The organism is Flavobacterium sp. LMO8 (assembly GCF_009495755.1).
Lineage (GTDB): Bacteria > Bacteroidota > Bacteroidia > Flavobacteriales > Flavobacteriaceae > Flavobacterium.
Genome location: NZ_WIBJ01000030.1, coordinates 59291 through 75043, shown reverse-complemented (window position 1 = coordinate 75043; position 15753 = coordinate 59291). Strand labels below are relative to the sequence as shown.

Here is a 15753-nt window from a genome sequence, read left to right as displayed (position 1 = left end):
ATTTAAGTCATAATTTGTACAGCACTTAATTTTCCACGCCCCCTTTTTTCAAATTGCAATACACTCTCATATGTAAATTGATAGCCCGAACCTAACATCGATTGAAACTTTTGCTCAAATAGCTTAAAATCTAGAGTAGACAAGGAAACGCCATTAGGCAAAACGCAAACTACTTTCACCTGTTTAGATCGCTGTACCAACTGTAATTGTGATTCTAATAAAATAGAAGGTAAGTATTTTAAACAAAGGGAAAATCTTGTAAAATGCACCCCTTCTTCTGTAATAAAAACAGACTCACTACGACCAAACAACTCACTAAATTGCAAATCAAAAGGTGAAGAAGTTTCCGAAGGAAGCTGTATACTATAATCACCAATATCATAACGAATCAATGGCATAAACGAGCTGGTAAAACTAGTTATCAACATTCTACCCATAGTACCTGGGGCTACGGGCAAATACTGCTCATCTACAATTTCAACATAACCAACAGTATTTGCATTATGATATACCCCCTCATGTGTAAACAAATAAGCTGAACCTTCACTTGAACCATAATAATCCATAACCGAACAACCAAAATAATGCATAATAGCATCCTTTTGATAATCCAACAATTTTTCAGCTGTAGTAATAACGTGTTGCACACAGTTAATTTGTAAATTTTGTGCTTTTAAATGTTGAACTAAAGCATATATAGTAGATGGATAACCTTCCAATATTTCCAAGGAATTGGAAGTAATGGCGTTATAATACTTAATAATTGATTCTTCCGAAAGGGAATAAATGGAAAACAAATAATGACGATTGATAAAATCTACACGATAAACCGTTGAAGTATCTGCTACTTCAGCGCCTAAAAAACGTCCAACGCGCTTGGAATAGTCTATACCATTCATTTTTAACGAACTCAAAACAGTCATAAACCTGTGATGCAAATCATCCAAAGAAACTACTCCTTGCAACGGCGAACCGGTTGACCCACTAGTTTTAAAAGAATAGGAATTACGAGAGGTACTTAAATCAGAAATAAATAAACTACTATTTGTCCGCAATGTGGCTTTTGTGAGCACAGGTAAGTTTTGCAATTCAGTTAATGATCGAAGCTGTGGATAGTCAGCAGCATGTACCTGATAATAGGGAACGTGCTGTTTGGCCGTGGCCAATAAAGCATTTATACGTTCCAAAACATGCGCATCGTTAATCCAATCCGTGGGTTGCAATTTTTTATAGATGCTACTCAAAGAATTCAACCAAGGCAAAGCACGATATTTTTGATAATAACTATGATTATTCTTTATTGTGATCAAAAGATGCTGTAAAAAAACAGGCAAAAGAGAATAAAGTCGCATCATCGTTTTAAAATTTTAAAAAGCAATTGAACCCAGCGATTACCTTTTGCTCTAGCAATTTGTAAACGCAAAAAATAAATATTAGCTACTACTTGTATAGGCTTTGGAAATAAATAAACAGCACTATAACGCGACACTTGAAACAATTGAGACCCAAATGTATTCAATTGAGTACCTTTAGAAACAAGCAAATATCCCGCTTTTTTAGCAGCTTCCAACACCTGAGGAGAGGAACCACCGCCTGGAAAAACCAAATATTCTACTGGCTTTTGAATAATCTCCGAAATAAACAAACGAGTAGACTCTAATTCATTTTTTAAACGAAGCACTTGCTCTTCTTCGGTTTCATAACGACCTATAGAAGTAAATTTAGACTTGAGTTGTTTTAAGACTGCCAATCGTTCCGCTTGAGATTGAGAGGCATCAAAAAGAGTTATTGCCTGTTCAATAAAGTCTGGATCAGGGATAAAACGTTGCCTTAATTCTAACGATTTCTTATACTCAAATACAGGATATCCCATAGGTACATTTAATGAAGTTTGTAACCATTTGGGTTTTTTTTCTGGAAAAAGATTCCAACCAAGATGCGGATAAAGTTTGACACCATCATAAACATCAATCAGTTCATCAGAAGCTTCATACCAAGTATGGGTAAAACCATGCGCTTGAAAATCAACTAAACCAGAATTTGACATGAATTGTATTTCATTGCGATTCAAATAACCCCACCAATCAGATACATTCGAAAGAGTGGTTTCAGTAACAAAAGGACGTATAGGACCGTCTTCAATAAAATCCGGTGTAACTACTATAGAATATGTAAAACCTGCTTCCTTCATAATAGGAAAGACTACCGACCAATTATCTAAAAAGCCATCATCAAAATGAAACATTACTGTACGCTCTGGTAAAGGATTTAAACCCATAATATGCTGATCCAATTCCTTCCATGTACAACTTTGAAAATGATGACGTTTTAAATAATCAATTTGCGCTTTAAAAACAGCAATAGACACTGACAAAAAACTCCATGGAGTTACTTGTTCATGATTAGCAATACTATGATAATATAATATTGGAATCCCTGTGTTATTTTTTCCTTTCATTTTCAAATACATTCAATAATTTGGCAAAACATGCTTTTTCTCCAAACTTTTGTAGCATAACTTCTCGCATAGCATTTGGATCAAAAGAACTCCAATTAGTGTCTTGAATAGCTTGAGCTATATTTGTAAGAGCACCATCTTCTATCAATAAACCTGTAGTAGAACAAAGAATTTCTTTAGTTCCTCCTGGTACATCAAATGCTATTGCTGGTATTCCCATACTCACAACTTGAGCCAAGGCATTGGGAAAACCTTCAACATAAGAGGTTTGCACATATAAATTAGATTGCAAAATAACATTAAGTTTTGCTTCTTCTTGCAAAAAACCTAAAAAATTTACTCGATCAGCAACATTTAATTCCTGCGCATAAGCTTTGATTGACTCCAATAACGGACCATCCCCAATCAATTGCAAATGATACGAATGAGGTAACTGAGCAAAAATATCTAACAAACGATGGTGCCCTTTCTCTTTAGAAAATCGACCAATATGTAGTAATTGAATAGTTTTAAAAGCAACATTGGGTTCTCTAACATACCGGCTTGGATTTAAAACTGGGTTTTGAAGTAAAACCACCTTTTCTTTCAACAAACCATATTGAGTTAACAAATCGTATTGCATATCCGAAGATTGCACAATGACCACATCAGCCATACGATACAAGGGTTGTACTAAAAAACGATTCATTAAGCGTGCCTTCCAAGTATATTGATTCATAACAGAAGCGATACTGGATTCTCTTATGATGACCTTCATGTTACGAAACCAAAACAACTTAAATAACAAAAACAATATATTGTTGTGCCCAGTTGAAGTAAATACTATTTTAGGTTGATATCTTCGTAAAACAATCAGAAGAGGCAGAATACAAGATTTTAAACTAGATCGATCTAATGAGATTTTCCAATAAGGTAAAACATACTGTTTTGGCCCTTTCCATTTAGACAAATGCAACACTTGATAATGTTGATGTAAAAACTGACTATAAGTACCCATCACTTCCTCTGCCCCTCCTCCCGAAAAAGCATCAGTAAAAACTAAAATTTTTATATTCTTCCGCATAACAAATTAAGGCAACATATCTTTATAAGTATAGGTTTGCAAAAGTATTTGTATCAAAGTCATATTTTCTAAACGAAAATAACCCGCAACAAAACTAGGTAGTAATAACCGGAAAACATCATAAAGGGGTTGTATAAGCAATAATACAATAAAAATGTTACGCCAACGCTTAGTATTCCAATAACGTGAATCTTCAATTAACAACAGAACAAAGAAAAATTTCATGACCACTAAATAACGATTAAAAACCCCAGGAAATGCAATGAACAACAATACAGGCAATGCAAAAATCAAATAGGCTTTTAAAGAGGAAGAATTTCGATGACGTTCTAAAGTCAAAAACACATATAATAAAGAAACATAAAACCAAAGAGTAAATAATATTTTTGCAAATATAGTGGCTTCTGTTGATGATGAAGTACCATAAGAAGTACTCGAATAAGCTTCGACTTTATTATCATAAATTTCCGAACCTAACTCAATATCCAAAAACAAAGCCTGAACAATACTCGATGGAATAACAAAACTGATTACAGCAAAACTAAAAAACAAAAACAATAAAAGTCTATAGGGGATTCGCTGATAAAGCAACAACAAAGGCAAATAAACAAAAGCACTAAAATGAGTAAGCACTCCCAAAACAACTAAGAGAATAGACCAATACTTCTTTTGAGCATACAAGGCAAAATAAAAACCCAAGATCACGAAAGAAAAAGCAACATTATTACGAACACCCGAAAATAAAAAAGTAACCGAATAAGTGAGAATAATTAAAATAAATAATTGAAAATACTTTGAAAACTCCAAATTTCGAGAAGCGACTATTTTTTTAAACACATACAAAGGCACATATGCATTAAAAAAAGCAAATAAAAACAATAACAATTGAAATTTTATTCCCGTATAAGCCGCCAAAAAAATTAATGTATAGAAAACATAATCCGATCGATGAACTAAATAGTTGTGATAAAAATCGGAAATCGACAAGCCTATAAATTTTTCATATAACAAATACCGCCCTGCACCATCTTGAGAAAGAGAAGGTAAATATAAATAGGATAAAACACCAATAAATAAAGCAAACCAAAGAAGACTATCTTTTTTGCGTAAATAAATATCCTTAAGCAAAAAAGGCAATGAAAAAAAAGGACTTATTAAAAATAAAACAGCACTAAGTCGTAGGGGTGATTTCATCTTTGTTGCTATTTTGAAGTAAGAAATTGCATAAATGAATCATAATTTTGATCAATATTAAAAGTAGTTTTAATAAGATGTAAACTGTTTTTCCCCATAACTGCCATTTCATTTTGATGTTTTGCAAAGTAAAGTAATTTTTCTAACAAGACCTCTTTTTGAGGCAAAATCACATAACCATTTACGCCATCTTCTATATAATGAGCCGTCCCATTATCTATCGAACAGATTACTGGCAAACCAAATGACATAGCCTCTACTTGACAAACAGAAGCGGTCTCACGAACCGAAAGCATCAAAAATAAATTGGCTTTAGTATAATGAGCAGCTATAGTCTCATTGGGCACATTTGTATAGATATGTACCGCATCGTTACAACCTGCCGCTGCAATCTTATCCTTTAATCCCGCTAACAATTCCAGTTGTGGTTCATTAATGCATTCGCCTATCAAAGTTAAACTACAATTCGGAAACTGAGCACGTAATTCAATAAAAGCATCCAAAACCAAATCATGATTTTTTCGAGGGATAAACTTACCAATGTGCAAAAGTCGAAGTGCAACTTCAGAAGAATTGAAAGATTCACGATCAACTTGTGGAACAATAAAAAAAGGAAAATAACTATAAAATGGCTGACGTTGCAAAGTGGAAGGCGTACCTTCTTGCATTAAATAGCGCACCGTGGTATAAAACCGTATGTTGAAAACTTTTGTAAGTACAAAATAATAAATGCGTTTAGTGTATGAACAATGCGTTACATATTGTGGATTTTGCACATAGACAACTAGGCGAAACCAACGCACTAAAAATAGCGGAAACAATACTCTAAAATAGGTAGAATTAACACTGCGGGTAATGACAACATCTGGACGAAATCGAATCACTTCAGCATACAATCGAAACACATTGGGCAAGCCTTTTACATTGCGTTGGGCAACATCCTGCGCGGGATTTAAATAACAATCCAACAACCGACCAAACCTTGACAAACCAATTATAATAGGCTTTAAAACCTGATAATTCTCTATTGCACCTTGACCGATACTAATAAACCGCACAACATTTCCCGCTTCCAAAAGTTTTGCCAATTGGAATCGAAAATTAGTATGATAGCGTGGCGCTATAAATAAGATACGTTTAGGCTTTTCCATCAACCATTTGAGATAAAAATTCGAGATAAGAAACACTACGAGCATGCCAACTATAACGCAGCTGTACAGCACTACGGTCACACGGTAGGGAACCTTCTAACAAATAAAGAATTTGCTTCTGTATAGATGCAACCGTCTCATCTGCTATAACAACCCCTTCCAAATCTTTAAATTCATCAAAAATATAGCGCCGAGTAACTGTGGTTATCAATAGTAAAGGCTTATTTAAAGCCACCAATTCATATATTTTACCTGAGGTTTGAATACCATAGGCATTATCAAAAAACACCAAAACATCACTTTTCATATAGGCTGCCATAACTGCAGCATTTTCCATTCGCGGCAAATGCTGAACAAATGGATAATCTTTTGTCCATACTGGAGCCACACCAATAAATTGTACCGCCAGATCGGTTCGATTAATAAGCTGAATTGCTTTTAAAAAAGAATACGGCTCACGAAGCCCAGCATAAAAAGCTCCTGCATAAGAAAAAACAACAGCGCCAGATTGAGGTTGAGGTGTATTTATAAATTCAGAAGAGTCTACTGCGATTGTCCCTTGTGGAATAACAGCAATTCGGTCAGGCAAAAAACCATAGGTTTCAATCATAAAATTTTTAGTAGCAATATTAGTAACTACCAAATAATCGTAATACCGTAAACAAAATTGCTCAAACCATTTATTAAAAATAGTGGTAGTTGTAGCAGAATTTTGATAATAGGGATCTCCCAAGTCCAAAACAGTTATCGCGCGTTTAGAATACCATTTTTTAGCAATAAATCCGCCCAAGTAATAAGAAAATGGCCTAGTAAAAACCATAACCGTATAAGCAGAATCTGAAGTTTTCCGTATCTGCTTAAAATAGGAAGCCAGACTAAATAACGAAAGTAATTTAACATCAGGGCGAATCAAAATTCCTGCCAACTTAGCAAAAATAGAACGCCCAAAAATTAAATGAGTAACCCAATTCGAAAGTGGAAGAGTAAAAATAGAAGGAGAGCTACTTGATGCGATATCAAATTTTAATACGTCAAAAACAAAATCTGAAGCAAAATCCTTTGAAAAATTAGCAAGTAAATTTTTAAAACGTATTGATCGTGGACCTATCGTATCATACATCGGTATAACAAACAATACCTTTTTCATTAAGAAGCAATTAATTGTTCTAATACGGCTACAATTCGTACAGCAGCATTCCCATCCCATAATTCGGGAACTCCTCCTTTTTTCCAGTTGCCTGCGAATAATCGAGACAATGGTTCTTGAATCGATTTTGGTTCAGTGCCAACCAGTTCGTTGGTACCTATGCTAACTGTTTCAGGACGCTCTGTACTATCACGCAACGTTAAACATGGCACTTTCATAATGGTTGTTTCTTCTGTAATTCCACCAGAATCTGTAATAACAGCTTTTGCATTTTGAACCAAATAATTGAATTCCAAATACCCCAAAGGTGTAACTATTTTAAGCTGTGACGCATCTAATTCCAAACTGGTAACTAGTTTTTCTGTTCTAGGATGTATTGGAAATATTATGGGCAACCCATGTGTGTTTGCTAATATTTCCTTTAAAGTTTCTTGCAAATGAGACTCAGAATCAACATTGGAAGGACGATGTAAGGTTAAAACAAAATACGACTTTGGTTGTAATCCATAAGCATCAAAAAAAAACGGTTTCCTAAAATTTGGCTGTTGTTTTAACAGGGTATCAATCATAACATTACCGACAAAATGTATTGCTTGTGGAGCAACACCATTGTGCAATAAATTATTAGTAGCTACAGAAGATGTTGTAAAAAAATAATCAGTTATACTATCGGTTACCATTCGATTTATCTCCTCCGGCATGGTCAAATCAAACGATCGAATACCCGCTTCAACATGCGCTACCTTTGCGTGCATTTTTTTAGCTACGATACTACAAGCCATCGTTGAAGTTACATCTCCAACAACCAAAACCAAATCCGCAGGATGGGCTAACAATTCCCTTTCAAAAGCAACCATTATTGCCGCAGTTTGCTCAGCCTGAGTACCTCCTCCACAACCTAAATTCACATCAGGTTTGGGTATATGTAATTCATCAAAAAAAGTAGTACTCATTAACGTATCATAATGCTGACCTGTATGAACCAATCGAAATGAAAAGTCAATTCCTGCAGCAATTCTATCTTGTAAAACATGAATAATTGGAGCAATTTTCATAAAATTCGGACGAGCACCAGCAACGATAACAATTCTCATTTTGATATTTTTTTAAGCAACGGCTTGATGATTTCTTTATAGGAAAGACCTAAAAAAGGAGAAATTCCCAAAAGTAGAATAATATATAAAACAAAATTAAGAATTAATTGAATAAAAAGCCAATTGGGTAGAATATTACATAATGAAATAGCTTTAAGTATACCAACTACAAAAAGTGACAAGAATAGAACTTTCAATAGTACTAAAAAAGGAAAAAAACGATAAAAAGAAACGTTTAAAAAACGAGCAGACCAATACATAAAAAGAAAAATCTTTACAACCTGAAAAAAAGTTGTATTTATTGCAATAGCCTCGGGAGTATAAAATAATTGAATAACTATAAAATCGGAACCCCACAAAATCAAAGCAAAAATCAAGTGCAAATGAGAATACAACTTGGTCTTACCCATCGCTAAAAACAAAGGCGCAAAAATGATGATGTTAAAAAAATTTAACACCATATTAATTTGAAAATAAACCCCAGAAGCAGCATATTTTTCAGAATACAACAATACCATAATGGATTCGGCATAAAAAATAAAAAACACAACCAAAGGATAAATTAATAATGCCGATTTTTGCAAAACAGAAGTCCAAGTAGCCAACAAACTATCAACCGTGTTGCCGTCTTGTATCATTTTAGAAAAAACAGGCAACAAGACTACTGAAGTACTAGAAGTAATCATAGAAACAAAGGGCAACTCAATAAAACCATTTGAATATTCAGCAAAAACTGAACTTCCAAAGTAATGACTTATAAAAAATGGATCGGCCGCTTTAATAGCTATACCCCACAAACTAGCAGTTACTAATGGCAAACTAAACTCAAAAAGTTGGGAGTAGGTCAAATTCGTTGGCTTTGCAACCAAGGAACGAAAAGGAATTGTTTTAAAATATAGTGCCAAAAAAAAAGTCAACACCGATATAAACACCCAACCATATAAGGCTTCGGTGAGTGAACCCTTAAAAAAAACGACAGGAACAACAATAAAAAGTAGCATTAAAAAACGTGAAATAGTATTGTAAATAGCTAAATACATCGTTTTTCGATAAGTAGCAAATATCCCTTCTAATCCCAAAGTAGGTAATAAAAAAAGTGGAATCGGAGAAAAAACACGCAGAGGATAAGCCAAAGATGGATTGTGCATAACCATCGAAATTGGTTCTGATAGAAAGTATAAAAAAGTACAAAAAAGGAGTCCTGAAACAAGCAGCATTTTACTGACTTTTTTAACAATACTCAAGCCTTCTTCATGAGTATAACGCGGCAAGAAATAAGAATATACCCGAGGTAAACCGGCAGAAAAAAGCACCAATAAAGAACTATAAACATAAACAACTTGCTTATAGGTACCGTAATCAGATTTTGAAAAATAACGCGATAAAATGGCCGCGCTAACGATAGCCAATGCAATAGAGCTCAAACTTCCCGAAGCCACCCAAAAAGCCTGAACCGTATTGCTTGAACGGGAAGTTTTCTTCATAAATTACTTATTTAAAACACTACAATTTTGCATCTGAAATGGAATCTAAAACTCCTTTAACATCATAAATTATACTATTTTCATTTTTTAAACTAGAAAAATCAAGCTGTTGAAACGCTTCATGAGCCACACCCAATATGATAGCATCAAAACGAGAAGAAGGTAGGGTTTGAGAGCTTATAATGTTATATTCATGAGCAACTTCTTTCGGACTAGCCCATGGATCAAATATAGTAACGCGCATACTATAAGTTTCCAAAGCACGTATAACATCAACTATTTTGGTGTTTCGAACATCGGGGCAATTCTCTTTAAAAGTAATTCCTAAAAGTAGTACTTCTGCTCCATAAACATTAATTTTATTCTTTATCATGGTTTTTACTACCTGTGCAGCAACATATTCTCCCATACTATCATTTAAACGACGACCTGCTAAAATAATTTCTGGATGATAACCATGTTCCTGTGCTTTTTGTGCCAAATAATAAGGATCAACACCTATACAATGCCCACCTACTAAACCTGGTTTAAAAGGTAAAAAATTCCATTTTGTTCCAGCGGCTTTTAATACCGCATGGGTATCAATATTTAGTATATTAAATATTTTTGCCAATTCATTAACAAAAGCAATATTGATATCGCGTTGCGAATTTTCAATTACTTTAGCTGCTTCTGCTACTTTAATTGTAGGTGCTAAATGAGTTCCAGCAGTTATTACACTGTTATATAAATCATCCACTTTTTCACCAATTTCTGGAGTTGAACCAGCGGTAACTTTTAATATTTTTTCTACTGTATGCTCTTTATCACCTGGATTAATTCGTTCAGGAGAATAACCCGCGAAGAAATCTTCGTTGAATTTTAATCCAGAATTTTTTTCTAACACCGGCACACATTCTTCCTCTGTAACACCAGGGTAAACCGTTGATTCGTAAATTACGATATCGCCTTTTTTTAATACTTTCGCTACCGTTTCACTGGCTTTGTAAAGAGGTGTTAAATCGGGTTTATTATGCTTGTCTACTGGTGTTGGAACGGTTACAATGTAATAATTACAATCGGCAATATCATTTAATTGATTAGAACAATATAAACCTATTTGATTTGAAGATTGAGTAACCAAAACTGATTTTAACAAATCTTCCTCTACTTCCAATGTTACATCAATTCCCTGATTTAATTCAGATATCCGTTGTTGATTAATATCGAAACCAACTACTGGATATTTTGTAGCAAAAAGTCGCGCCAATGGCAAACCAACATATCCTAAACCTATTATTGCAATTTTTATATTCATTATCTAGAACCTATTCCTTGGTATATAAAACCAATTTTTTCTAATGCGTCTTTATCTAAAATATTTCTTCCGTCAAAAACAAAAGCTGGTTTTAACATATTGTCATATATTTTTTGCCAATCGTAGGCTTTAAATTCGTCCCATTCTGTTAAAACAGCAATGGCATGTGCATTACTACAAGCATCATATGCGTTTGAAACAACTTGAATACCTTTTGCGTTTTCTGCTTCTGAACGAGATTCTAAATAATTTAAATCAAATTGAATTTGTTCGATTTCAACTTTTGGATCATAAATACTAATATTTGCTTGTTCACTTAATAAATCATCTGCTACATAAATTGCTGCTGATTCTCGTGTATCATTAGTATCTTTTTTAAAAGCCCAACCTAGGAATGCAATTTTTTTATCAGAAACAGTATTGTATAACGTTTTGATTATATTTTTTGCGAAGCGACGTTTTTGATGATCGTTCATAATAATTACTTGTTCCCAATAATCGGCCACTTCGTTTAATCCGTATGATTTTGCAATGTAAACTAAATTCAAGATGTCTTTTTGAAAACAAGAACCTCCAAAACCAACAGAAGCTTTTAAAAATTTAGGTCCTATTCTACTATCTAATCCAATTGCTTTAGCTACTTCATTAACATCAGCACCGGTTTTTTCGCATAATTCACTTAATGCATTTATAGAAGAAACACGTTGAGCTAAGAAAGCATTTGCGGTTAATTTAGACAATTCAGATGACCAAACATTTGTGGTTAGAATTTTATCCTTAGGAACCCAATTGGCATACACATCCACTAATTGTTGAATTGCTTTTTGTCCTTCAGGTGTAGTATCTCCACCAATCAAAACTCTATCCGGAGCAAATAAATCTTCAACTGCTGTTCCTTCTGCTAAAAATTCCGGGTTAGATAAAATTTGAAAATTAACACCATTACCTGTGTTATCTAAAATATCTTTAATGGCACTTGCCGTTCTTACCGGTAACGTTGACTTTTCAACAACAATTTTATCGTTCTTTGCCACACGAGCAATTTGTCTCGCACACAATTCGATATATTTTAAATCCGCAGCCATTCCTTTGCCTACACCGTAGGTTTTGGTTGGCGTATTAACCGAAATAAAAATCATTTGTGCTTCATCAATCGCTTTGTCGACTTCGGTTGAAAAAAATAAATTTCTTCCACGAGCTTCTGCCACAACATCACTTAATCCGGGTTCATAGATAGGAATATTATTAACATCTGTATCATTCCAAGCGGCAATTCTTTTTTCGTTTAAGTCAACTACGGTAACTTTTATGTGTGGGCATTTTTGAGCAATAATTGCCATTGTTGGCCCTCCAACATATCCTGCACCAATACAACAGATATTTGTAATCATTGTATAAATTTATTTTTTAAAATTATTCCAATACCAATTTACCGCTTCTTTCAAACCATCTCTCATGGAGAATTTGGGTTGGTAATTTAGTAGCTTTTTTGCTTTTTCTATACTTGCTAATGAGTGTGGAATATCTCCTACTCTATTTTCTCCATAAATTATGGGAACATTAGCTATTTCATTATCATATAGAGTTAAAAACTCTTTTAATGAATTTACCAACTCATTCAAAGTGGTTCTTTCTCCAAAAGCAGTGTTATAAACCGTGTTTATTGCCGATTTATTTTCGGTCAACATTGCCAACTCATTCATTTGTATCACGTTATCTATGTAAGTAAAATCGCGAGAAAAATTTCCATCGCCATTAATTACTGGACTTTCATGATTTAAAATTTGGGTTACAAATTTAGGAATTACTGCGGCATAAGCACCATTTGGATCTTGATTTCTTCCAAAAACATTAAAATATCTTAAACCAATAGTTTCAATACCAAATGTTTTACTAAACACATCAGCATATAATTCATTCACAAATTTAGTAACAGCATAAGGCGAAAGTGGTTTTCCAATGACTTCTTCAATTTTTGGTAAATTTTCAGAATCACCATAAGTGGAAGAACTGGCAGCGTATATGAATCGCTTTACTTTTGCATTTCTTGAGGCTGTTAACATATTCAAAAAACCAGAAACATTAACTTCATTTGTAGTAATAGGATCATTAATTGAACGCGGTACGCTTCCTAAAGCCGCTTGATGTAAAACATAATCAATATCTTTGACTGCTTTTTCACAAGTTTCAAAATTTCGAATATCGCCTTCAATTAGAGTGAAATTAGGATTAGAAAGGAATAATTGAATATTTTTACGATATCCTGTCGAGAAATTATCCAAACAAACCACTTTGTTATTTTCTAAAAAATACCCACACAAATTAGAACCGATAAAACCCGCGCCACCAGTAATAAGTATCTTTTTATTTAAAATTTTTGTCATTTCCTTAGCCTATACTGATTTTAGCTATTCTTTTTTAACTTTTCTAACACTTTTTTCCAACCTGATTTTGATTTTACATCATCATGATATCCTTCTCCATAAGCACCGTATCCATAACCATATCCGTAACCATAACCATATCCGTATTTTGCTTTATTCTGAAAACCATTAAATACAATACTAACATTATGTAATTCTCCTCTTTTATGTTTATCATTAACGACACTTAACATTCCTTTTTTAGTAAATCCTTGTCGTGTTACATATAAAGTTGCATCGCAAAAATGAGCTAATTCTAACGCATCAGATACTAATCCAACAGGTGGTGTATCTAATACAATATAATCATATTTTGTTTTTAATTCTTCAATCATTTCACCCATTGCATCACTCATTAATAATTCGGAAGGATTTGGTGGGATAGGTCCTGATGGGATAACATCTAGATTAGGAATATGTGTTTTTTGAATTACCTCATCGATTGTTTTTTGTCCGATTAAATAATTTACAACTCCTGTGATATTATCAATGTTAAAATCTCCGAAAATTCTTGGTTTTCTTAAATCTAAACCTACAATTACTGTTTTTTTATCACTTAATGCAAAAACAGTTGCAAGATTAATAGAACAAAATGTTTTACCTTCTCCACTAACTGATGATGTAAGCATTAAAATCTTTGTACCATCTTTTTGTTGCTTTTTATACATAAATTGCAACGAAGAACGAATTGCTCTGAAAGACTCTGCTAAAGGTGATTTTGGTTTTTCGAAAACAGATAAGTTGTTTTCAGTATTCTTTTTACCTATTACTCCAATTAAAGGTATTGCAGTTAATTTTTTAATATCATCTGTTGTGTTGATACTATTATCTAATAAGGTAATTACAAACACCACCAATAATGGCAATAAGAAGCCAAACATTGCTGCTAAAATATAATTAACACTTGTTTTAGGACCTCTTAAACCACCACCTAAATCTTTCGCTGGATCTAAAAATTTAATATCAGAGATATTGGCAGCTTTTACAATTTCCGCTTCACTCCTTTTTTCTAAAAAGGTGCTATAAATTCGGTCTTTTAAATTGTACTTTCTAGTAATCTTAATATGTTCTTGCTTATTTTCTGGCAACAAACTAGCTTCTCCTTCTGCCTTGGCAATATTTCTTTTAATTAAAGATAGGTCAAGAGCTAAAGCACTTTTTGAGCTTGCAATGTTTTCTAATAATACCTTTTTAGTGGCTTCCATTTTTACATCGAAATCTGAAAACATTCCTTTATTTTTAACAGAATATGACATTCTTGCTCGTTCAGATGACAACTCTATTAATTTAGCCACATTACTCACAACATTAGGGTCATCAATTCCAGCTACAGCTGGTGCCGGAAGTTTAGCATAATCAGTAGTTTTATCTAAATAATTTTTAAGCAAATTATAGTAGGCTAGTTTTCTATCAATAGCATCCTTCTCTATATCATAATTAGACAATTTTGAACTTAAAACTCCTCCTCCATCTTCTAATTCAAAAATATTTTTTCCTTTTCTAAACTCTTTTAATTCATTTTCAGCTTCTTTTATTTGGCCTTCCATTTCTCTTAATGTACTGTCGATAAAAGCGATTGTATTGTTTGCAAATTGATTTTTACTCTCTAACTGAATTTTTCTTAAAACATCAACCGTTGTATTTAAGTACTCTACTAATCTATATTTATTAGAACCTTCCATTTGTAATCTCACAACCGACAAAGCTTTTAAATCAGCACTTACATCAATTCCTTTGTAGTTTGCAACCGTTCCGTTAAAATCATCGAAACGCACATAATATTCTTGATTTGTATATTCGTAGGCATCTGGTTTTATAATTACTTTTAAATTTAAAAATGGTAAAGTAACTTGTTCATTTATTTTATAAACTTTTTTAAATTCACCTCCAGGCACATTAACCGGATTTGAAAGCAAATCTGAATACTGCATTATTGTAGCTGAAGTAGCTTCACCAAAATCAACACTTAATTGATATTGTGAAGGAGATAAAAATTTAATGTTAATTAATTGTCCGTAAAGTTGACCTTTTGTTTTGTCAATTTCTACATAAAAAGGAGTTTCACCATATACATCTTGAAAATAATATTCTCCTTTTTTAAGATATTTTATATAATATTGTAGCTTATCAACCACTATTTCATTATGAGAACGCGATTTCAATGTTGTAATAATGGTTTGCACTTTATCGGAAGTTCCCCCCCAATTAAATACCAAACTCGTATTTGAAGTAAAAAATGGATTATTTTGATCTTCTACTACTATTAGCGACTCCATCCCGTAAACACTCTCTTTTCTAATATTTACATTATATGCAAAGAAAAAAGCGAATAACAAAGACAAAACAAACCATTTCCAATAACCAACAATTTTCAAAAGGAAACCTTTGAAATCAAATGAATTTTGTGATTCGAAAAAATTAAAATCTTTAGTATCTAACATC

At 33.1% G+C, this 15753-nt stretch carries 12 protein-coding genes; all 12 read right to left on the bottom strand.

The genetic code is table 11. The features are described from left to right. Nucleotides 1–2: 2 nt before the first annotated feature. From GFJ94_RS06620 to GFJ94_RS06565, 12 genes are read right to left on the bottom strand one after another with little or no spacing between them, the layout of a single operon-like run. The gene (locus GFJ94_RS06620; protein WP_153200766.1) at nt 3–1355 is read right to left on the bottom strand and encodes a phenylacetate--CoA ligase family protein; all 1353 of its coding nucleotides are present in this window, start codon (nt 1353–1355) and stop codon (nt 3–5) included. Further along, a complete protein-coding gene (locus tag GFJ94_RS06615) occupies nt 1352–2458 on the bottom strand; it encodes a polysaccharide deacetylase family protein (protein WP_162523812.1) in 1107 nt (368 codons plus the stop codon). The genes GFJ94_RS06620 and GFJ94_RS06615 overlap by 4 nt, the downstream gene beginning before the upstream one ends. After that, nucleotides 2442–3521 carry a glycosyltransferase gene (locus GFJ94_RS06610; protein WP_153200764.1) on the bottom strand — a complete coding sequence of 360 codons (1080 nt, stop codon included), beginning with the start codon at nt 3519–3521 and terminating at the stop codon, nt 2442–2444. Before GFJ94_RS06610 ends, GFJ94_RS06615 begins: the two co-directional genes overlap by 17 nt. Before the next feature lie 6 nt (nt 3522–3527). After that, entirely contained in the window at nt 3528–4715 is a 1188-nt protein-coding gene (locus GFJ94_RS06605) for an EpsG family protein (RefSeq protein ID WP_153200763.1), read from the bottom strand. Between the two features lie 8 nt (nt 4716–4723). Then, nucleotides 4724–5866, bottom strand: a complete 1143-nt coding sequence (locus GFJ94_RS06600; RefSeq protein WP_162523811.1) for a glycosyltransferase family 4 protein — start codon at nt 5864–5866, stop codon at nt 4724–4726. Further along, nucleotides 5853–7013: a hypothetical protein gene (locus tag GFJ94_RS06595; protein ID WP_153200761.1), complete on the bottom strand. Its 1161-nt coding sequence runs from the start codon at nt 7011–7013 to the stop codon at nt 5853–5855. The genes GFJ94_RS06600 and GFJ94_RS06595 overlap by 14 nt, the downstream gene beginning before the upstream one ends. Further along, nucleotides 7013–8107 (bottom strand): non-hydrolyzing UDP-N-acetylglucosamine 2-epimerase, encoded by a 1095-nt coding sequence (wecB, locus tag GFJ94_RS06590; RefSeq protein ID WP_153200760.1) that lies wholly within the window; start codon nt 8105–8107, stop codon nt 7013–7015. Before wecB ends, GFJ94_RS06595 begins: the two co-directional genes overlap by 1 nt. After that, nucleotides 8104–9591, bottom strand: coding sequence for an oligosaccharide flippase family protein (locus GFJ94_RS06585; RefSeq protein WP_153200759.1), 1488 nt, complete (start codon nt 9589–9591; stop codon nt 8104–8106). The genes wecB and GFJ94_RS06585 overlap by 4 nt, the downstream gene beginning before the upstream one ends. 19 nt (nt 9592–9610) lie before the next feature. Further along, entirely contained in the window at nt 9611–10888 is a 1278-nt protein-coding gene (locus tag GFJ94_RS06580) for a nucleotide sugar dehydrogenase (RefSeq protein ID WP_153200758.1), read from the bottom strand. Next, nucleotides 10888–12279 carry a UDP-glucose 6-dehydrogenase gene (locus tag GFJ94_RS06575; protein WP_153200757.1) on the bottom strand — a complete coding sequence of 464 codons (1392 nt, stop codon included), beginning with the start codon at nt 12277–12279 and terminating at the stop codon, nt 10888–10890. Before GFJ94_RS06575 ends, GFJ94_RS06580 begins: the two co-directional genes overlap by 1 nt. A gap of 9 nt (nt 12280–12288) precedes the next feature. Further along, nucleotides 12289–13272 carry an SDR family oxidoreductase gene (locus tag GFJ94_RS06570; RefSeq protein ID WP_153200756.1) on the bottom strand — a complete coding sequence of 328 codons (984 nt, stop codon included), beginning with the start codon at nt 13270–13272 and terminating at the stop codon, nt 12289–12291. 20 nt (nt 13273–13292) lie between these two features. Beyond that, on the bottom strand, nt 13293–15752 hold the full coding sequence (locus GFJ94_RS06565) for an exopolysaccharide transport family protein (protein ID WP_153200755.1): 2460 nt from the start codon (nt 15750–15752) through the stop codon (nt 13293–13295). Nucleotide 15753: the final 1 nt, after the last annotated feature.